19 protein-coding genes are annotated in these 18,593 nt (G+C 69.1%); 13 read left to right on the top strand and 6 right to left on the bottom strand.

Annotated features, from left to right (window positions below; all coding sequences use genetic code 11):
• Positions 1–51: 51 nt before the first annotated feature.
• The gene (locus tag AC2YHJ_RS18315) at positions 52–1,620 is read right to left on the bottom strand and encodes a GMC family oxidoreductase (protein WP_487397533.1); all 1,569 of its coding nucleotides are present in this window, start codon (positions 1,618–1,620) and stop codon (positions 52–54) included.
• Positions 1,621–1,979: 359 nt separating this feature from the next.
• On the opposite strand from AC2YHJ_RS18315, the gene AC2YHJ_RS18310 reads away from it, so the two are divergent.
• The 8 genes from AC2YHJ_RS18310 (at position 1,980) to AC2YHJ_RS18275 (ending at position 9,134) form a co-directional block, all read left to right on the top strand.
• Positions 1,980–2,186 carry a cold-shock protein gene (locus AC2YHJ_RS18310; protein WP_487397532.1) on the top strand — a complete coding sequence of 69 codons (207 nt, stop codon included), beginning with the start codon at positions 1,980–1,982 and terminating at the stop codon, positions 2,184–2,186.
• A gap of 209 nt (positions 2,187–2,395) precedes the next feature.
• A complete protein-coding gene (locus tag AC2YHJ_RS18305; RefSeq protein ID WP_487397531.1) occupies positions 2,396–2,554 on the top strand; it encodes a hypothetical protein in 159 nt (52 codons plus the stop codon).
• Between the two features lie 147 nt (positions 2,555–2,701).
• Positions 2,702–3,037: a hypothetical protein gene (locus AC2YHJ_RS18300; RefSeq protein WP_487397530.1), complete on the top strand. Its 336-nt coding sequence runs from the start codon at positions 2,702–2,704 to the stop codon at positions 3,035–3,037.
• Positions 3,038–3,132: 95 nt separating this feature from the next.
• Positions 3,133–3,444, top strand: coding sequence for an HU family DNA-binding protein (locus AC2YHJ_RS18295; protein WP_487397529.1), 312 nt, complete (start codon positions 3,133–3,135; stop codon positions 3,442–3,444).
• A gap of 30 nt (positions 3,445–3,474) precedes the next feature.
• Positions 3,475–3,714: a hypothetical protein gene (locus AC2YHJ_RS18290; RefSeq protein ID WP_487397528.1), complete on the top strand. Its 240-nt coding sequence runs from the start codon at positions 3,475–3,477 to the stop codon at positions 3,712–3,714.
• A gap of 319 nt (positions 3,715–4,033) precedes the next feature.
• Positions 4,034–6,280 carry a DUF3141 domain-containing protein gene (locus AC2YHJ_RS18285; RefSeq protein ID WP_487397527.1) on the top strand — a complete coding sequence of 749 codons (2,247 nt, stop codon included), beginning with the start codon at positions 4,034–4,036 and terminating at the stop codon, positions 6,278–6,280.
• A gap of 157 nt (positions 6,281–6,437) precedes the next feature.
• Positions 6,438–8,129 (top strand): SulP family inorganic anion transporter, encoded by a 1,692-nt coding sequence (locus tag AC2YHJ_RS18280; protein ID WP_487397526.1) that lies wholly within the window; start codon positions 6,438–6,440, stop codon positions 8,127–8,129.
• Between the two features lie 159 nt (positions 8,130–8,288).
• Entirely contained in the window at positions 8,289–9,134 is an 846-nt protein-coding gene (locus AC2YHJ_RS18275; RefSeq protein ID WP_487397525.1) for a hypothetical protein, read from the top strand.
• 147 nt (positions 9,135–9,281) lie between these two features.
• Here AC2YHJ_RS18275 and AC2YHJ_RS18270 read toward each other — a convergent pair whose 3' ends face one another.
• The 4 genes from AC2YHJ_RS18270 to AC2YHJ_RS18255 are packed head-to-tail and all read right to left on the bottom strand — an operon-like array spanning position 9,282 to position 14,192.
• Positions 9,282–10,502, bottom strand: coding sequence for a M20/M25/M40 family metallo-hydrolase (locus AC2YHJ_RS18270; protein ID WP_487397524.1), 1,221 nt, complete (start codon positions 10,500–10,502; stop codon positions 9,282–9,284).
• Positions 10,499–11,548: an adenosine deaminase family protein gene (locus tag AC2YHJ_RS18265; protein WP_487397523.1), complete on the bottom strand. Its 1,050-nt coding sequence runs from the start codon at positions 11,546–11,548 to the stop codon at positions 10,499–10,501. The genes AC2YHJ_RS18270 and AC2YHJ_RS18265 overlap by 4 nt, the downstream gene beginning before the upstream one ends.
• Complete coding sequence (locus tag AC2YHJ_RS18260) at positions 11,548–13,182, bottom strand: gamma-glutamyltransferase family protein (protein ID WP_487397522.1); 1,635 nt, start codon at positions 13,180–13,182, stop codon at positions 11,548–11,550. The genes AC2YHJ_RS18265 and AC2YHJ_RS18260 overlap by 1 nt, the downstream gene beginning before the upstream one ends.
• A gap of 2 nt (positions 13,183–13,184) precedes the next feature.
• Entirely contained in the window at positions 13,185–14,192 is a 1,008-nt protein-coding gene (locus AC2YHJ_RS18255; RefSeq protein WP_487397521.1) for an MBL fold metallo-hydrolase, read from the bottom strand.
• Between the two features lie 171 nt (positions 14,193–14,363).
• Between AC2YHJ_RS18255 and AC2YHJ_RS18250 the strand changes: the two genes are divergently transcribed.
• The 4 genes from AC2YHJ_RS18250 (at position 14,364) to AC2YHJ_RS18235 (ending at position 17,475) form a co-directional block, all read left to right on the top strand.
• Positions 14,364–15,431: an amidohydrolase family protein gene (locus AC2YHJ_RS18250; RefSeq protein WP_487397520.1), complete on the top strand. Its 1,068-nt coding sequence runs from the start codon at positions 14,364–14,366 to the stop codon at positions 15,429–15,431.
• Complete coding sequence (locus AC2YHJ_RS18245; protein ID WP_487397519.1) at positions 15,428–16,537, top strand: amidohydrolase family protein; 1,110 nt, start codon at positions 15,428–15,430, stop codon at positions 16,535–16,537. Before AC2YHJ_RS18250 ends, AC2YHJ_RS18245 begins: the two co-directional genes overlap by 4 nt.
• Positions 16,534–16,947 carry a Rieske (2Fe-2S) protein gene (locus AC2YHJ_RS18240; RefSeq protein ID WP_487397518.1) on the top strand — a complete coding sequence of 138 codons (414 nt, stop codon included), beginning with the start codon at positions 16,534–16,536 and terminating at the stop codon, positions 16,945–16,947. Before AC2YHJ_RS18245 ends, AC2YHJ_RS18240 begins: the two co-directional genes overlap by 4 nt.
• Positions 16,948–17,157: 210 nt before the next feature.
• Entirely contained in the window at positions 17,158–17,475 is a 318-nt protein-coding gene (locus tag AC2YHJ_RS18235; RefSeq protein WP_487397517.1) for a hypothetical protein, read from the top strand.
• A gap of 19 nt (positions 17,476–17,494) precedes the next feature.
• Here AC2YHJ_RS18235 and AC2YHJ_RS18230 read toward each other — a convergent pair whose 3' ends face one another.
• Positions 17,495–17,929, bottom strand: coding sequence for a hypothetical protein (locus AC2YHJ_RS18230; RefSeq protein ID WP_487397516.1), 435 nt, complete (start codon positions 17,927–17,929; stop codon positions 17,495–17,497).
• A gap of 225 nt (positions 17,930–18,154) precedes the next feature.
• On the opposite strand from AC2YHJ_RS18230, the gene AC2YHJ_RS18225 reads away from it, so the two are divergent.
• Positions 18,155–18,593 (top strand): hypothetical protein (locus AC2YHJ_RS18225; protein WP_487397515.1); only part of this gene is annotated, 439 nt, incomplete at its 3' end.

The raw sequence follows: 18,593 nt of genomic DNA, 5'->3' as shown, positions 1-18,593 counted from the left end.
GCCCGCCCGCCTGCAAGGAAAATCTCGCGGGCGGCGCCGAGGCGGCGGCCATCAGCCCGGGCGCTGCATGCGGCGGGCCAGGTTCTCCCCGATCATCACGCAGGTGAAATGTAAATTGGCCCGGCAATCGGTCGGCATGATGGAGGCATCCGCGACGCGCAGCCCGGTCACGCCGCGCACCCGCAGGTCCGGATCGACCACGCCGCGCGGATCCTCATGCGCGGTCATCCGGCAGGTGCCGGCAGCGTGCTGGATGTCGCCGGCCTCACGCAGCATGACGGCGTCGAGCGCGTTGTCGTCCAGCGCCGCGGCCTCCTGCATCGATAGGTCGCTGTCGCCGAAGCGGATCGACTCGGCGATGCTGGACAGCGGGGGCAGGGCGGCGAGCGTTGCCAGCCGTCGCACGCCGTCGCGCATCCGCAACCGGTCGCGCGGATCGGCGAGCATGTTCTCGTCCACCTCGGGCTGCGCGTCCGGGTCGGCTGAGGTGAGGCGCAGGCTGCCGCGTGAAAAGGCATCGTACAGCGCGACGCCGACCGCGCCGCCCGGCGCGGGTGCGCCATCGGCCGTCAGGCCACGGTGATTGTAGGCGATCATGATCATATCGCGCTCCCCGCCGCTGCCGAGGCCGCTGCTGTAGGTCAGGCAGCAATTGGTGTGACGCGCATCCGCCCCCTGGGCGCGGAAACCGGGTCTGAGCTCGATGGTGGCGCGCAGGATCGGGTGGTCCATCAGCCCCTGCCCGACGGCCGACTGGTCAAACTGCACTGCGATGCCGAGCGCGCCCAACGCCGCGGCCGGCCCGATGCCCGAGCGCATCAGGATGGCCGGGCTGTGGATCGCCCCGGCGCAGAGCACGATCTCGCGGCCTTCGATCTCCTCCCAGGCATCGCCGAAGCGCACACGCACGCCGCGCGCGCGGCTGCCCTCGAACAGCACACGGTCGACCAGCGCGCCGCCGCGGATGGTCAGGTTCGCGCGCCCGCGCGCGGGCTCCAGGTAACCGTCGTTGGTCGTCACCCGCAGCCCGTCGCGCAGGTTGATCGGGTTGCAGGAAATGCCTTCGCCCTCCGGCGCGTTGAGGTTCGGCTTCCAGCGATAGCCCGCCGCCAGCGCGGCATCGCGCAGGGCGAGATCGACCGCGCCCCAGTGTTCCTCCGGCATGCGGAAGACGGGCAGGGGGCCGCCCTGGCGGATGCCGGGGGCAATGCCGGTATCGGCGTCGTCCTCGATGGCATCGAACAACGGCAGCACGTCGCTTGCCGCCCAGCCTTCGCAGCCGGCCTCGGCCCAGGCGTCGAAAGCGGCGGGGACGCCGCGGATGGCAATCTGAGCATTGACTGCGGAGGAGCCGCCCATCGCCTTGCCGCGCCAGTAGAATTTCGGCTCCTGAACCGCGGTCCGGCGTGTCATCAGCCCCGGCCACTGCCATTCGGCCTGGTGTCGCGGGTCGTGCATGAAGGGGACGATGTTGGCACTGCGCAGCGCGTGCGGTGCGTCCGCGGACCGCCAGTCGCGCCCCGCTTCCAGCAGCAGCACGCGGCGATGGCCGTCTTCCGACAGCCGCGCGGCGACCGGCGCGCCGGCGGAGCCGGCTCCCACCACAATCACGTCATACATGGCGTTCGGCGTTTCCTGACTTTCCAAGATTTGGGGGACATCGAAGCGATCGGAGCACCGGATCCTTCGCCCGGCACCCCAACTTGTTCGAATTGGCCAAGGAGGATCCCGATGGCGGCACGATAGGCGATTTCCTGCGATCCCAAGGCCGCGATGCGGGACACGCGTGTGCCGCAAGACCTCGGGACTCCCTTGCAATCACGCGCCAAGCACCCATTTGCCGCTGGTCAGCCTCGTTTGGTTCGGCCTGCTCTCCAAGCTCGTGATCGAGCGCCGAGCCCGCTGCCCGCTCCCTACAGACGTTTGATCCGCCTTGCGATCTCGCGTGGCGGCACATCGAGTTCGATCGGAATTTCCCCATGTCCAACGGCACCATCAAGTGGTTCAACGCCACCAAGGGCTTTGGCTTCATCCAGCCGGAAGATGGCACCAACGACGTCTTCGTCCACATCTCCGATGTGGAACGCGCCGGCATCACCGCACTGCGCGAGGGTGACAAGATCACCTATGACGTCCAGCGCGGCCAGCAGGGCAAGATGTCGGCCTGCAACCTGAAGCTCGCCTGATACCACGCTTGCGAAGGGTGGGTGCTGCGGTGCCCGCCCGTCCTCTTCGCCCGCGGTGCCATTCATGGCTGCGGCGGGCATCGGATCGACCCGCACGTTCCGCATCGCCGCTGGCGCTGCCCTGCCGTCGACCGGACAAGCATTCACGACCCACTCTCATCAAGGAATATGGCGCCGCGGCCACGTGGGCTGCGCTGCCGGTAGTACACATGCATACCCAGTCTTCTGAGCTTGCCCTTTGCGGGCGCCCGACCCACCAGACGTCCTCCAATCCGCTGCGCGACACGCATGACGCGACGAGTGTGCCCAAGCCGACCGGCCTCTCCCAGGCGGAGCTTCGCCGGATCGTGCTGGATCTGATCGGCTGACCGGGCCGGCGCGATCCGGCAATTGGCTTCGTCCTGCGTCCGTCTGCTGGTCGGACCCGGCCGCCCCTTCATGTAGCGGGACGGTCGCTGCCGATTGCAGAACAATACCGGAACACGATAAAGTTCCGCATTGCACGGAGATATGGCATGGCGGCGGCAAGACAGCGGGCGGCGCACCCACTCGACGTGGCGCTTGTGCGTCTGCAGGCCATGGCCGTGCGTGGCGTCCAGCCCATGCGCATGGCGCGCGAGGTGGAGATCATCGTGTCGGAATGGCTGGCCGCGGCGGATGCCGACCCGGCGGCGGTGAGATCCCGCCTCGACGAATTGCGCGAATTGCTGGCCGCTGGCGTCAGCGATGCCGAGGAGCAGGTCTCCTACGTCGATCCCGATGAGGCCGCCGCCGTCAAGCAGGCCGGGATCACCCTGGCGGCGCTGGTCGCGACCCGGGACGCCGTGACCCAGGCGCGTGACGCGCTTTAGCATCCCGGCCAGCGCATTGCCCGAATGCGGCCGGCGACGCTGACAAGCCCGGCGGCCTCCGCTATGCCAGGGCACCCGCAACGGAGATTCTGCCTGTGTCTAAGAAGTTCCTGACCGAAGTCATCGCCGGCGCGACCGATCTGTCCGGTGTCGCATCGGCCAAGCTGGCAGGCGATATCATCGAGGCGATCAAGGGCGAAATCGTCCAGAGCGGGCGCTTCACCATCCCGGATTTCGGCGCCTTCGTCGTCCGCGAGACCCCGAAGCGCACCGGGCTGAACCCCAAGACGGGCGAGAAGGTGCAGATCAAGGCCGGCGCCACGGTGCGCTTCAAGGCCAGCCCGTCCCTCAAGACCGCCGCGCTCGGCGGCGTGAAGAAGGCCAAGCGTAAGTCCACGAAGGGCTGAGGCTTGGCGACGATGGAGCGAGCGGTCCGCATGGAACCCGTCCTGACGCCGCTGCTCTGCCGTGAGGCGCGCGCGCTGCTGGATCTCGACACCGCCGAGGTGGCCTTCGTCGCCCGGATCCCGGTGGCGGTGCTCGAGACCTTTGAGGCCGGCCACGCCACGCCGCCGATGCCGGTCCTCGCTTCTCTGCGCCGCATTTTCGAACGCAGCGGCGTGGCCTTCACGCCGGAGCGCAGCAAGCGCGGCGTGGAACTGCGAGCCTGCGCCTAGGGCAATCGCACACGGCCGGAAGAGGCCGTGTGCGTGACGAGGCTTGCACACAGCGGTTGATCCGGTTTCGACCGCTCCGGCGCGTTGCGGTCCGTTGTTTCCCGGCGTCGCGGTAACATCACCGCGACGGACCCCCGCGCCCCCGGTCTAAACCCAGCTGCGGGTCAGTCCGCAGGCATCCAAGCGTTGTATGACGTTTCGCAGCATCCGCATGCTCGCTGTGTCGGAGTGCCCCGCGGCACTGGTATGATGCGGATCAAGGCGATCTGCATGCGCAGCTGCGCATGCTGTGCCTTCGCCACTCGACAGGAGAATCGCCATGACACCAGACCTCGGTCCCATGCCTTGGGCCGCCTATGCGATGGATGCCTGGCAGCGCTCCGTGATCTTCCTCGACGTGCTGCGCCAGCGCGGCAACGCTTTCCTTGAACGCGAGGACGATGCCATGCGCAACGTCCTTACCTTCGATTTCGACGTGGTGATGGACGGCCGCAACCTGCCGCGGCCGGTGAACTACTGGATGGCGCGGATCACCCCGCCAGCCGGCGCGCCGCCGACCGACCCGCAGAACCGCCCCTTCATCGTCATCGACCCGCGCGCCGGGCACGGCCCGGGCATCGGCGGCTTCAAGGCGGACAGCGAGATCGGCGTCGCGCTGGCCGCTGGCCATCCCTGCTATTTCGTCGGCTTCCGCCCGAAGCCCGAGCCCGGCCAGACCATCGAGGACGTGGTCCGCGCCATCGTCGCCTTTGCCGAGGATGTCGGCCGCCGCCACCATGTCGCGGATGGCAAGCCGATCGCGATCGGCAATTGCCAGGCGGGCTGGGCACTGCTGATGGCCGCAGCCATACGCCCGGATGCCTTCGGCCCGCTGCTGGTCGCCGGTAGCCCGGTTTCCTACTGGGCCGGCGTGCCGGGCAAGGCGCCGATGCGCTATCTCGGCGGGCTGCTCGGCGGGTCGTGGCTCACCGCCATGACGGGTGATCTCGGCGGCGGCACCTTCGATGGCGCCTGGCTGGTGACGAACTTCGAATCCGGCAATCCCGCCAACACCTACTGGACCAAGCAGTACGAAGTCTGGGCGGATGTGGACAAGGCCGCCGACCGCTATCTCGGCTTCGAGAAATGGTGGGGCGGCCACGTCACGCTGAACGCGGCGGAGATGCAGTTCATCGTCGATGAGCTGTTCGTCGGCAACCGGCTCGCCACCGGCGAGCTTACCTTCTCGGACGGCACGCGCGTCGATCTGCGCGCCATCACCTCCCCGATCATCGTGTTCTGCTCGGAAGGCGACGACATCACGCCGCCGGCGCAGGCGCTGTCCTGGATCACCGATCTCTACCCGGACCTGGACGACCTGCGCACCCATGGCCAGACCATCGTCTATTCCGTGCATGGCAGCATCGGCCATCTCGGCATCTTCGTCTCCGGGGGCGTGGCGCGGAAGGAGCACAACGAATTCGCGTCGAACATGGACATGATCGACGTGCTGCCGCCGGGCCTCTACGAGGCGGTGCTCCATCCGGCCGAAGGCGCCTCGCCGGCCGGCGCCGGGCACGGCAACTGGCTCGCGACCTTCGAGGCGCGCGACCTCTCCGCGCTCGCCGCCTATGGCGGCACCAGCGCGGAGGATGAACAGCGCTTCGCCGCGATGCGCCGCGTGTCGGAGACGAACCTCGCACTGTACAAGCAGTTCGCCCAGCCCGTGATGCAGGCGATGGCCACGCCGGCGACGACGATGCTCTCGACGCAGCTGCATCCGGCACGGCTGTCCTACACGCTGTTCTCGGACCGCAATCCTTGGATGGGTTGGGTGCGCTGGGCCGCGGACATGGCCCGCACCAATCGCACCCCGGTCGCCGATGACAATCCGGGCCGCGCCGCCGAACGCCAGGTCTCGGAGGCCGTGACGCAGGCGCTCGAGGCCTATGGCCGCCAGCGCGATGCGATGAGCGAGCGGTTCTTCCGCGAATTCTACGCCGCCCCCAGCGTGCAGGCAGCGACTGGCGTTGCGGCGGCCAGCGCGCCGGCACGCCTGCATCCCGGTCATTCGCCCGACCATCAGCGCTTTGTGGCGCTCGCCACCGAGCGCCTGCGGGCGGCGATGGCGGAAGGCGGGCTGCGCGAGGCGGTGCTGCGCGCATTGCTCTGGGTGCGCTTGCCGCTGGCCCAGGCGGATGAGCGCAGCTTCGCCGTCGTCCGGCGCCTGCGCCAGAAATACGGTGCGGATGTTCTGCCGCTGCCTGAATTCAAGCGTATCGTCCGGGATCAGTTCTTCATGCTGATGATCGACGAGGCACGCGCCATTGCGACACTGCCGGCGCTGTTGCCCGATGACGCAGTGCTGCGCGGCGAGGGGTTCGCGATACTGCGTGAGATCGTGACCTCGGGGGGCGAGATGCCGGACGAGGTTCAGGCGCGCCTGGCGCAGATCGAGCGGATCTTCGCCAGCGCCGGAGCGCCTGCGGCGGAGCAGCGGCTTCTGTCTGCCGCGCCGGCGGGGGAGGCCGACGGATCGGGCAACTTGGCGCGACGCCGCATCCGCCCCGCCACGCGATCGAGCTGACGCGGCGCCACAAGGGCGGGGCCGCGGCGCCCCGTCCGTCCTGCCGGCACGGGACCTCCGCGTTCAATGAGGGCACGGGGCGCTGGCCGCGGACAGCCTCCGGCGGGATGATGGCACCGCAGCGCGAAGGGTGGCCGACGCGCCGAAGGGGGGTCTGATGACCACGCCATCGACTGGGCGCCTGACCGGGCTCCTGCCGCCCCTTGCCTGGATCGGCGGCTACCAGCCGGCATGGCTGGGCGCTGACCTTGTCGCGGGCCTCACGCTCGCCGCCTATGCCGTGCCGGTCGCGCTCGCCTACGCGACGCTGGCCGGCCTGCCGCCGCAGGTGGGTGTTTATGGCTATTTGCTGGGCGGGCTCGGCTACGCGCTGCTGGGGTCATCCAGACACTTGGCGATCGGCCCGACCTCCGCCATCTCGCTGATGGTCGCCGCCTCGGTCGGCACCATGGCGGGCGGTGACGCGGCGCGCTACGCGGCGATCGCGAGCCTCGCTGCCTTTGCCGTGGCACTGCTCTGCCTCATGGCCTGGGCATTGCGGCTCAGCGTATTGGTCAAACTGATCAGCGACAGCATCCTGGTGGGGTTCAAGGCCGGGGCCGGCATCACCATCGCGATCACCCAGTTGCCGGCACTGTTTGGCGTTCCAGGCGGCGGGCACAACGTCATCGCGCGCATCACGACCCTGGTCGGGCAATTGCCCGGTCTCGATCTGCTGACGCTGCTGGTCGGCTCGGTTGCTCTCATCTTGCTCGTTGCCGGCGGCAGGCTGTTGCCTGGTCGACCCGTCGCGCTCGGCGTCGTGGTGCTGTCGATCGCGGCCGCCGGGCTGTTCGGCCTTGCCGGGGAGGGCGTGACGGTGACGGGGCAGATCCCCCCGGGCCTGCCGGAACTCGGCCTGCCGCCGCTCCGCCTTTCGGACGTGGAGGGTATCTTCCCGCTCGCCGCAGGTTGCCTCCTGCTTGCCTATATCGAAGGTGTGTCGGCGGCTCGCGGCTTTGCGGAGAAGCACGGCTACCCGCTCGATGCCCGGCAGGAATTCCTCGGCCTCGGCGCGGCGAACCTCATGGCTGGCTTCGGGCATGGCTATCCCGTGGCTGGCGGCCTGTCGCAATCCGCGGTCGCCGAGAAGGCCGGTTCGCAAACGCCGCTGACGCTGGTCGTCGCCTCGGCGACGCTCGCGCTGTGCCTGCTGTTCCTGGCAGGGCTGCTGGCGGACCTGCCGAAGGCGACGCTCGCCGCCGTGGTGCTGACGGCAGTGGCAGGGCTGATCGATATCCGGGAACTACGCCGGCTCTGGCGCATCAGCCCTCCCGACTTCGCCGCGGCGGCGGTGGCGCTGGTGGGCGTGCTGCTGCTCGGGATACTGCAAGGCATCCTGCTCGCGGCGCTGGCATCGGTGCTGATGCTGCTGGTGCGGGCAAGCCGACCGCATGTCGCCTTCCTGGGTCGCATTCCGGGCGGTGCCGGCTATGGCGACATGGACCGGCACCCGGAGAATGAGGCGATCCCCGGCGTTCTCGCCTTCCGGCCGGAAGGATCGATCCTGTACGTCAATGCGGAGGCGGTTCTCGAGGCGGTCCTCGCGCGGCTCGCGACGGCGCAGCCGGGTTCGGTGCGGCTCGTCGTCTGCGATCTTTCGGCCTCGGTGCATCTCGACCTGGCCGCCGTCGGCATGCTGCGGAAGCTGCATGCCACGCTGTCGGGACAGGGCATACGCCTGGTCGTGGTCGGGCCGCATGGCGGCGTTCGCGATCTGCTGCGCCGGGAAGGCTTCGCGGCGCTGGTAGGCGGCATCGACAGGGCGGTGACGCTTGTGACGATCCTCGCCGAGGCCGAGCGCGGATGATGGCGCCGATCGGGCGATGAGCCCGGAATGCTGGAATCGGCTATCGTTTTCATCTGGATTTGACTCGCCGCGGCGCGGAATGTGCCTGGCAATCAGGCGTGTCGGTCGCAGCCGGGCCATCCCGTACACGTCGCACGCCATCCGGAGCCTGGAACCGCCATGCGCCTCGACCGCCTGCTTCCCCTAGCCCTGCTGGGCACGACCCTCGCTGCCTCGGGCGCCAGCGCGCAGGGCGCGGATGAGCGTTCCGGCTGGAGCTTCCAGGTCAGTCTCTACGGCTGGGTGCCGACCTTCGACGGGACCCTGAACTACGCCCTGCCGGCCGGGTTCGGCGGGACCGCGACGGTCAAGGCCGATGCGGGCAACTATCTCAGCGATCTCAACTTCGCGGCGATGATTGCGGCGGAGGCGCGCTACGACCGGTTCTCGGTCATCACCGACCTGATGTATCTGGACCTCGGGTCGAGCTCGAGCCGGGTGGGTTCCGTCAATCCCGCGGCGCTGCCATCCAACCCCGTCTCCAGCACGCAGAATCTCAGCGGCGATTCCACCCTTCAGGCGACGGTGTGGACGCTGGGGGCGGGTTACACGGTGGCCTCCGGCAGCTGGGGCAATGTCGATGTGCTCGGCGGCTTCCGGCTGCTGGCGGTGGATGCGCGGACGAATTACGGGCTGAGCCTCGATATCACCGGCCCGCGCGGCGGTGGCGTGGCGCTGTCACGCAACGGCCGCCTGTCGGGCAACACCGACATCTGGAACGGCATCGTCGGCGTGCGGGGCCGCATCCTGATCGGTGATTCCGGGTTCTTCGTGCCGTATTACATCGATGTCGGCACTGGCGATTCCAACCTGACCTGGCAGGCCTTCAGCGGCATCGGATACCAGACCGGCTGGGCCGGCGTGCAACTGGGCTACCGCTACATGTCCTTCGACCAGGGCAGCGGCAGCCTTGTCGAGAAGCTGTCGATGGGCGGTGCCTATCTCGCGGTGAACTTCACCTTCTGATCGGCCCCGCCCGAGGGGCTCATACCGCCGAGCCTTGCTGGTGACCTCGTCATCAGCAAGGCGAACGGTATGGCGCGTGGGGTTGGCGGGGCGGCCGCGCGCGCAAGCAGGATGCTGACACCGAGTCAGCCGTAAGGCTGGCCGGTATCAGCCGATCCCCTCCATCCCCGCCAGTGCGAGGATCGTCGCGAGCGTGGTGCGCATGCCGCGCAGGCTTTCCTCCGGCGCGACGTCGAGCCATTCGTCGAGCGAATGCGCCCGTCCGCCGCGCCCGCCCGCGCCGACCTTCAGCGCGGGGATGCCGAGGCTCATCGGCACATTCGCGTCGGTCGAGGAGAATTCGAAGCGCGGCGCATAGCCCTCCGCCGCGACCGCCGCGGCGGCGATGCCGCAGATCGGCGAGCCCGCCGGCGTTTCCCCCGCCGGACGGTCGCCGACGCGGGTGAGCTCGGCGGTGATGACGCCGGCGGCGATGGAGCGCGCGGCATTCTCGGTCGCGACCGCCTCATCAACGATCTTCAGGAAACGCTGGTCGAGCCGTTCCAGTTCCGCGGCGGAGGCGGAGCGCAGATCGACCTCGACCGTCACCGCATTGGCGATGGCGTTGATCGAGGTGCCGCCGGAGACGACGGAGACGCAATGCGTCGTCGGCGGCGACTTTGGCACCTCGACCGCTGCAAGGCCGCGCGCGGCTTCGGCCATCGCATACATCGGGTTCACCAGGCCGAAGGCGGCATAGGAGTGCCCGCCGGGCCCACGGAAGGTCACGCGGTAACGTCGAGACCCGACGCCGCCCGAGACGATGCGATCGACGTCCGGGCTGTCCACGGTCAGGAAAGCGCGGATGCGCGGGCGGTGGCGCGAATTGGCGAACAGGTGCCGCACGCCGCGCAGGTCGCCCAGCCCTTCCTCCCCGACATCGCCGACGAACAGCAGGTCGTGCCGCGTGCGGATGCCCGCCGCATCCAGCGCGCGGATGAAGGCGAGGTTCACCGCGAGCGACCAGGTGTCGTCGGACACGCCGGGGGCGAAGAGCTTCGTCCCCTCCCGCCGCACGCGCACATCGGTGCCGGCGGGGAAGACGGTGTCGAGATGGGCCGCCACCACCAGCACGTCGCCATTGCCGAAGCCGCGGCGGATGCCCATGACGTTGCCGATCTCGTCCTGCTCGACTTCCTCGAGCCCATGGGCGCGCAGCATGTCGAGATAGGCGCTTGCACGCTTCTCCTCCCCGAAGGGCGGGGAGGGGATCTCGGTCAGGGTGATCACGTCGGCCACGGTGCGGTCGTGCTCGGCGGCGAGCGTCGCGGTAGCCTTGGCGAAGCGGGCATCGGTGCGGATGGCGGCGATGGTCTCGGAAGCGTTCATGTCGTGATATCCAGTTCGGCGCGGAGGCGGTCATACTCCGCCGCGAAGGTGGCGGCGAGGCCACGCTTGTCGTCCTCGGGGATGAAGGCGCCGAGGATGCCGTTCAGCATGAAGCGGCGGAGGTCATCGAGATCGAATCCGAAATCATCGACCATCATGGACCAGCAGCGCTGCGGATCGACGCGGTGCAGCGGCGGATCGTCGGTGTTCGGATGGATCAGCAGCCCGGCGCCGGGCATGCGGCGGATGGGGTGGTCGATTGCCCAGCGTTCCGGTTCCAGCGTCCGCAGGTAATAGGAATTGGTGGGCACCACCGTGAATACGATGCCACGATCCGCGCAGCGGCGCGCAAGCGCCGGGTTGTCGAGCACGGTGTAGCCATGGTCGATGCGCTCGACCCCCAGCAGGTGGATCGCGGTCTCGATGTTGCGCCAGTGGCAGCCGAATTCCCCGGCATGGGCGGTCAGGCGGAAGCCGGCGCGCTTGGCATCGCGGTACGCCTTCCAGAACGCCTCGGGCGGGCCGTCATTCTCGCGATAGTCGATGCCAAGGCCGGTGATGCGGTCGCGCCGATGCGCTTCCATCCATTCCACCATCTCCGTGGCTTCCTCGGGCGTGCCTTCGCGGTCGATGGAGGGGATCAGCAGCGCCGAGATGCCGTGGTCGTGCTTCGCATCGTCGAAGGCGGCGAGGATCGCATCCGCGCCGGCGGCATAGGGAATGCCAGTGTCGCGCGCCGCACCCGTGGGGTTCCAGAAGATCTCGGCATGGCGGACGCCCTGCGATGCCGCGTCCTCCAGATATTCGTAGGCGATGCGGTGCAGGTCTTCGGGGCCGCGCATGATGCGCTGCTCCAGCGCGCGCAGGATGTGCAGCACGCCCTTGGGCTTGGCATCGCGGCGCGCCAGATCGGCGACCTCCTCCGCCGTGTAGCCGGCGCCCTGCCGGGCGGCCATCTCCGCCAGCGTGTCCAGCCGTATGGCGCCGAGCAGATGGACGTGCAGCTCCACCTTGGGCAGGCGGCGGCAGAATTCGCCCAGATCCATTAGGCAACGCCAGCCGGATAGCCGTCCCGCTGCGGATCGGCGGCGCCTTCCAGCGCGCCATCCCACATGGCGATGCCATGCACGCCCGCGAAGGCATAGGTCGTCGGCACGCGCTTCACCTTGTAGCCATCGGCGGCCAGCGCCGCTTCCGTCGCGCGCGGGATGCGCAGCGACAGGTCCAGGGTCGCGCTGGTGGCGCTGACACGCGGCGCCAGCACCGCTTCCTGGATGCCCATGCCGAAGTCGAGCAGGTTCACCAGCACCTGCGACAGCGCGACCCCGATCCACGCCCCGCCCGGCGCGCCGAGCGTCGCAACGGGCGCTTCCCCTTCCAGCACGACCAACGGCGACATGGAGGAATAGCGCCGCTTGCCCGGCGCATAGGAGGTTGGGTGGCCCGGCCGCGGATCGTACCAGTTCATCGCCCCGTTCAGCATGAAGCCCAGACCCGGCACCACGACGCCGGACGGCACGCCCAGCGTATGCGTCACCGACACCACCAGCCCATCCGCATCGACGCAGGAAATGGTGGTGGTCCCCTTCGGCTCGGCGCCGACGCGGGTGAGATCCGCGCGTTCGCCGTGCATGATGCGCGCCGCCGCGTCCGCGGCGTGCGCATCGCCGAGCAGCATGTCGAGCGGCACCGGGACGAAATCCGGATCACCGACATGGGTGTCCTTGTCGATGCCCGCGATCTTCATCGCCTCCGCCAGCACGGCGATCATCGCCGCGCTGTTGTGACCCATCGCCGGCAGGTCGAAATGCTCGAGGATGCGCAGCACCTCGGCGATGAATACGCCGCCGGCGGGCGGCGGCGGCAGCACCAGCGTCCGTCCGTGATAGGGCACGCGTAGCGGCGCGACGCGGCGGCTGCACACGGCGGCGAGGTCGGCCTCGGTGATCAGCCCGCCATGCGCGGCCATGTCGGCGGCGATGCGGCGAGCGATCTCCCCGCTGTAGAAGGCGTCAGCGCCGTCGCGCGCGATCGTTGCGAGCGCGTTCGCCAGCTCCGGGTTCACCACGCCGTCGCCCGGCCGCTTCGGGGTGCCGTCTGCGCGCAGGTAAAGTCGCGCGCCATCCTCGGTCAGCTTCAGCTTTTCGGCGGTGTTGACGCGGCCATAGGCGGTCTCGTCCATCGCCATCATGGTGTGGACGTGGGGACGCACCATCCAGCCCTTGCGCGCGCAGTCGATGGCGCCGTCGAACAGCCCCGACCAGGGCATACTCCCGAAGGCGGCATGCGCATCGGCGAAGGTGCGCAGGATGGACGGCACGGTCACCGCCGTGCGGCCCATCTCGTTCACCGCGCCGCGCAGGACGAAGCCGTAGCCGTCGCTGCATTCGCGCTCGAACAGGTTGGACCACATATCGGCATGCGCGCCGGCGGGGCAGGGGGACAGGCCATCGAAGACCGTCTGCGTGCCGGTCTTCGGATCATGAATGGTCAGCACGCCGAGCCCGGCGATGCCGCACATCATCGGATCGACTACGCCTTGGGTGAAGGCGCAGGCGAGCGCTGCGTCGATCGCATTGCCGCCGGCGGCGAGCACCGCGGCGCCAGCCTCCACGGCCTCCGGCTGCGGCGCCACGATCATGGCACGAGGTTTCGGAATGCGGCGTTCGGGACGGGCCACGATCACGTCCTCCCCCAGGCGATCACGCCATCCGGGCCAGGCATGCGCTCGACGCGGCCCATCACCTCCAGCCGCCGCAGATGCGCGAGCGTCTCGCCCAGCCCGAAGCCCAGGCTGCGGTTGTCGAGCGGGCGGCGGAACAGGGCCGGCAGCAGGGCGTGGGTGGTGGATGGCGTGCGGCACGCCTCTTCCAGCGCGGCGAGCCGGTCGGTGTGATGCGCCGCCAGCGTATCCAGCCGCTGGTGCAACGGCGTGAAGGGTTCGCCGTGCGATGGCAGGACAAGCGTGTCCTCGGGTAGCACGCGGAAGCGTTCGAGCGTCGCAAGGAACGCGCCGAGCGGGTCGGCCATCGGCTCACCCGCATGCAGCCCGATATAGGGTGTGATGCGCGGCAGGATCTGGTCGGCGGCGATCAGCACCTTCGCCTCCGGGCAGAACAGGCAGGCCATGTCCGGCGCGTGGCCCTGACCGGTCATGACCCGCCACTCGCGCCCGCCGATCAGCAGGGTGTCGCCATCGGCGATGCTGCGGAAGGCACGCGGCAGCGGCGAGACCGAGACCTGGTAGAGCGGCCCGCGCGCGCGCTGGAAGGCGCCGTACTCGGCCGGCGCGCCGGCGATGCGCGCGAATTCGACCTGGTGCTCGATCATCTCGGCGCCGGTGTCGAACCACAGGGACCGCGCCTGCAGCCATTCGATCCGCGTCATCATCGGCGTCAGCCGGTGCTCGGCCGACAGCCAGCCCATCAGCCCGGCATGGTCGGGATGGAAATGCGTGATCAGCAGGCCGGTAAGGGGCCGGTTACCGAAGGCCTCGCCGGCCAAGGCCTTCCGCCAGTTCCCACGGGTCTCGTCATTGCCCATGCCGGCATCGATGGCGAGCCAGCCTTCGCCATCCTCCAGCAGCCAGACATTCACGTTGCTGGGAGGAAAGGGCAGGGGGAAGCGCATCCAGCGCAGGCCCGGGATGATGGTCTGGGCCTCGCCGGGCGGGGGGATGTCGATGTTCATGTCCGGCGCAGCGTGGCCCGGCCGGGCCGGAGGCTCAATCCCCGGCCCACGCATGGCAGGTCGCCGGCCTGGCCCGACCGATCGGTCGGCGGCCGCCGCATGCCATTGCAGCGCACGGCGAACCGGCCGAAACTGAGCGGACACGGCCGCCACACGAGCCGAGGAGGATACGTGACGCACGCGGACGCGATCGACTGTGACCTGCACCCGGGCGTGCCCGGTGTGGCGACGCTGCTGCCCTACATGGACGACTACTGGCACCACACGCTGAAGGAACGCGGGATCGAGGTGCTGGAAAGCGCCTCCTACCCGCCCAATGCGCCATCCTCCGTGCGCGATGACTGGCGTGGCCCGAAGGGCGGCGCGCCATCCACCGTGGGGCAGTTGCAGGCCCAGGCGCTCGACCGCTGGGGCGCGTCGATCGGCATCCTCAACCCGTTGTTCCCGGTGCAACTGCCCTTCAGCCGCGACATGTCGGCGGCCATGGCGCGCGCGGTGAACGACTGGGTGCGGGCGGAATGGCTCGACCGGGACGCCCGGCTGCGCGCGGCCATCCTGCTGCCCAACGGCATCGAGGACGCGCTCGCCGAGATCGAGCGCCTGTCCCCCGACCGCCGCTTCGTGCAGGCGATGGTGCTCTGCATGGGGGAGATCCCGCTCGGCCGACGCGAATGGTGGCCGGTCCATGCGGCGCTGGAGAAGGCCGGGCTGCCGCTTGCCATCCATGCCGGTAGCGCCTGGCGGCATCCGCCGACCTCGGTGGGCTGGCCGTCCTGGCATGTCGAGGAATACGTCTCCAACGCCTATGGCTTCCAGGCTTCGCTCGCCTCCCTGCTGACCGAGGGTGTGTTCGGCAAGTACCCCGGCCTCAAGGTCGTGCTGGTCGAATCCGGCGTCTCCTGGCTGCCGGCCTTCCTGTGGCGGCTGACCAAGTCCTGGAAGGGCGTGCGCTTCGAGATCCCCTGGGTCGATCGCCCGCCCGCCGAGATCATCCGCGACCACGTGCGCCTGACCGTGCGCCCCTTCGATGCGCCGGAGGATGCGGACGGCGTCGCCCGCCTGCTCGACCACCTACGATCGGATGAGATGCTTCTCTGGGCCACCGACTGGCCGCATGCGCATTTCGAGGGCGACGCGACCGTCCCGCCTGGCCTGCCGCCGGGCCTGCTGCCGAAGATCATGGTGGAGAACCCGCGGGCGACCTATTCTCGGCTGCGGGAAGAAGGAGGAAGCGCATGAACCTCGTCCGACCGATCGTCGCCCCGGGACGTCCGGCGGCCGCGACGCTGGGGCTGGTGGATGTCGACATCCATCCGCGCGTGCGCGACCTGTCCGAGTTCCGGCCCTTCCTGTCCGACGCCGATTGGCACCGCCTGGCCACCTACGGCATCCACGCTCGGCACGGCTTCGCCAAGGGATACCCGTTCCCCAAGGCCGCACCGCTTGCCTGCCGGCGCGACGCCTGGCCGCCGGGCGGCGGCCCGCCGGCCTCGGATCTGCCCTTCCTGCAGCACCAGTTGCTCGACCAGTACGGCATCGATTTCGGCGTGCTGAACCCGTTGCAGCCCTCCGGTCAGGGCGACGTGAATGACGGGCTGTCCATCGCGCTCTCCCGTGCCGTGAACGAATGGCAACTGGCGCATTGGGTGGACCATGAGCCGCGGCTGAAGGCCTCGATCGTCGTCCCGTATGAGGACGGCGCGGCATCGGCCGCCGAGATCCGCCGCTGGGCCGGCGACCCGCGCTTCTGCCAGGTGCTGCTGATGAGCCGCACCTGCGAACCGCTTGGCCGCCAGCGCTATTGGCCGATCTGGGAGGCCGCAGCCGAGGCCGGGCTGCCCGTCGGCATCCACGCCTTCGGCTATTCCGGCCATGCCATGACCAATGGCGGCTGGCCGTCCTTCTACATCGAGGAAGTGCAGGAACACGCGACCTCCGCCCAGGCGCAGGTGGCCTCCATGGTCGTCGAGGGCATCTTCGAGCGCTTCCCCGCCCTGCGCGTGGTGATGATCGAATGCGGCTTCGCCTGGATGCCGGCCCTCGGCTGGCGGCTCGACGCATCCTGGAAGCGGCTGAAGGATGAGGTGCCGCATCTGAAGCGCGCGCCCTCGGAATACCTGCGCGAGCACGTCTTCCTCTCGACCCAGCCGATCGAGGAGCCGGAGCGGCCGGAGCATCTGCTCGACACCATGGGCTGGATCGGCTGGGACCGGATCCTGTTCGCCTCGGACTATCCGCACTGGGATTTCGACGATCCCCGCCTCGCCATCCCTTCCTACATCCCGGAGGAGAAGCGGGCGGCGATCTATGGCGGCAACGCGAAGAGGATCTACCGCTTCCGATGAGCAAGCATGTCGTCGCACCGGCAGCCGAGATCCCGCCCGGCGCGCGCAAGGTGGTCGAAGCCGCGGGCAAGCGCATCGTCGTCTTCAATCTGGATGGCGACTTCTTCGCCTTGCTCGACCGGTGCCCGCACCAGGGTGGCGCGCTGTCTGGCGGCATCCAGTGCGGGCTGACGCTGTCCGACGAACCGGGCCGGTATCACTTTTCCCGCGCCGGGGAGTTCATTCGCTGCCCCTGGCACCAGTGGGAATTCGACATCCGCACCGGCAAATCCTGGTTCGATCCGCGCCGGACCAAGGTGCGGCCCTTTCCGGCCGGGGTCGAGGCGGGTGCGACGCTGGTGGAAGGCCCCTACCAAGCGGAGACCATCCCCGTGCGGGTGGAGGAATCCTATGTGGTCATCGACGCCTGAGCCGCCCGCGGCTCACTTTAGGATTTTAGGATTTTAAGTACTTTAAGCCTTTATCGGCCCCGGTCCGCCGTGGGCGCAGTTGGTCCCTTGATGAAAGGAACATATCAGGAACGCGCGGCGAATGCCAGCCTTGCCTCCGGCAGCCGCGCGACGTCGCAGCGCCCTTCGCCAATGATGCCCACCGCGCGTGCATTGCCTAACCTGTCGTCCATGATGATGCGAATCGCACCCACCGCCTGCCTGCTGGCGCTCATCGCCACAACGCCTTTCGCGACGGCCTGGGGCCAGGGATCGCCGTCGATCAGCGGGGCGCCGTCCGGCAACCCCGTCACCATCGCCCAGCGCGTCATCCAGCGTAATTTCGACCGTTCCGCCTGCCCTCGCGTCACCCGGGCGCGGCGCCTCGACAACGGGTCCATCCACGCCACCTGCGACAATGGCGAGACCTTCCGCGTCTTCGAGATCGGCGGCCGGGCCGTCGCCATGCGCTGCTCGGCGGCCGCGCGGCAGGGCATCGAAGGCTGCTGAATCGCTGGCCGCCAGGCCGTCAGCACCCATGCAGCCGCCGGCATGACAGATACGCCTGGAAGCAGCGCTGCATACATCCCGCCCGATCGGTCGGCGTGAAGGCCGGTGCGCCGGGGTTCATGCTCCACATCGGTGGGCAGGCGACCTGGCAGGAACTCTGCTGCCCCAGGCAGGCATTGGCGAGCGGCGCTGGGCATCGCGACGGCGCCTCCCCCTGCGCGGCAGGCGCGCCGGACGGCGGCGGCTGGTTCATCGGCGCGCCGAGGGGCGGTGGCTTCGTCGTCGGTAGCCCCTGCGCCAGCACCGGGCCGGCCATCAGCAGCAGCAGCAACGGCAAACCCAGATGCCAAAGGAATCTGGATTTACCGCGCGCAGGGTTGGCGTGGCGGCTGCGCGCGGGACAAAGCCAAACCCAAACTCCACTGGAGTTTGGGTTCATCAGCATGCGGCGCATCGCGGGAACCTTGATCGGGGAGCGGGCGCGCGACAGTCGCGCGACGGTGAAGGCCCGGTCAATCACGTGCTGCGATCGGGATGAAGTGCTTCAGGACACAGTGCCATGCGCGGCCTTCGCCATGGCGAAGCCATTCTCCGTTGAGACCATGACGCCTACTATCCTCGGTGGAGGCGCGGGATTCGGACGCGCCGCAGCAATGACCGGTTCGGAGCCGACCACAGCATGGCGAGTCCGCGCTTCATCCTGAAGACCGAGCTCACGGGGCTCGAACCGGTGACCGTCGGCGGCGCCGCGGTGCTCGATGCCGATGCACGGCTACGCGGCCTGCTCGGCCCCGACCGTGCGGCATTGTTCGCCGAACCGGTCATCACCTGGGGCAATGGCCGCAACGCCGGATCGGTGTCCTGGTATGCGGTGGCAGGCGGCGATCCGGTGCCGCTCTCGGCGCTGCCGCCGGCGCGGCGCGCGGCGGTGGAACAGACCCTCGCCGCCGAACTCGCCGCGCTCGCGCCGCTGATGGGCGACCCGCTGCTGCGCGGGGCGCTGGTGCTGGCCGGACCGGATTCGATCCTTGCCGCCGATGACCGCCCACTGATCACCGGCTGGGGCCTCGCACCGGCCGGCGCGCTGCGCGACCCGTCGAGCCGCCTCGCGCATCTGC

The organism is Roseomonas sp. SRI_022 (assembly GCF_057586215.1).
This window is presented reverse-complemented; position numbering and strand designations above follow the sequence as displayed.